Origin of the sequence: Bartonella sp. AP57NXGY, from assembly GCF_042195805.1 — a bacterium.
Taxonomy (GTDB): Bacteria; Pseudomonadota; Alphaproteobacteria; order Rhizobiales; family Rhizobiaceae; genus Bartonella.
Window position 1 is genome coordinate 1 of the sequence record NZ_JBHIOZ010000132.1, and the last position, 1126, is coordinate 1126.

The 1126-nt window shown below is 36.8% G+C and carries 1 protein-coding gene; it reads left to right on the forward strand.

All coding sequences use genetic code 11. The features are described from left to right. Nucleotides 1–289: 289 nt before the first annotated feature. Nucleotides 290–1126, forward strand: an 837-nt coding sequence (locus ACFIL8_RS08455) for a siderophore ABC transporter substrate-binding protein (protein WP_375689421.1), incomplete at its 3' end; no start/stop codon positions are given.

Sequence of the window (1126 nt, forward strand, 5' to 3'; positions counted from 1 at the left end):
TCCCCATAGAAACATCTACACCTTGTAAAAAGAAGAAAGCACTTGTTGTCAGTGCGTACAAACGTGTACGCTTTTTAAATACATTGATCATATGTCAAACTTTCTAAATAATGTTGCAAAAACACTAGAATTAAGTGAAAATGAGGTAAGTGAACGATTTGTAACATATGTCAGTCAACTTTACAACATAGTGTTATTTATTTACGCTTCATTTTGTGCATAAAAATACCAAAGTTAAGTTTTTAAGTGCGCAAACCTTTGTAATATTAGATAAAAGGATAAAATCACGATGATAAAATATATGAAATGGATGACTTCTGTTTTACTGGTTGCAATTAGTTTTGCAACGATTTTGTGGACTCATACGAGTATTGCAAATACCAGTACCCAGACAAATGTAACGATTGATCATGTTTCAGGAACGACTTCTGTTCCCACTTCTCCGCAAAAGGTTGTTGTGTTTGATCTTGCCTCGCTAGATAATATGAATCGCCTTGGTATCCAAGCAGTTATCGGCCTTCCTGAAGGAAAAAAACCTTCCTATCTGCAACAATTTGACGATGCAAAATATGAAAGAATTGGAACCGTTTTTGAGCCAGATTATGAAAAAATTGCCACTCTTCAACCCGATTTGATTATTATTTCCTCCAGAACTCAAGCAAAATATAAAGACTTATCCAAAATAGCCCCAACAATTGATCTAACCGTAGAAAACGAAAATTCTCTTGAAGATATAAAACGAAATGTGTCTATCCTTGGAAAAATTTTTGGTAAAACACAAGAAGCAGAAAAGGAAATTGCAAAAATCAATGAAGCTTTTGCTGAAGTCCGTAAAAATACCCAAGGAAAAGGCACCGGGCTCATACTCATGACCTCTGGTGGAAAAATCAGTGCTTTCGGACCAAAATCACGTTTCGATATTTTTCACTCCGCTTTTGGAATTGCCCCTGCAACCGATAAACTTACCGTGCAAAAACATGGACAACTCATTTCTCCTGAATTTATTCTTGAAACCAATCCTGATTGGTTGTTGGTGATTGATCGCGATGCAGCCATTGGACGGGAAGGACAATCCGCAGCACAATTGCTCAACAATGAGCTTGTTCACCGCACAACAGCAAGCAAA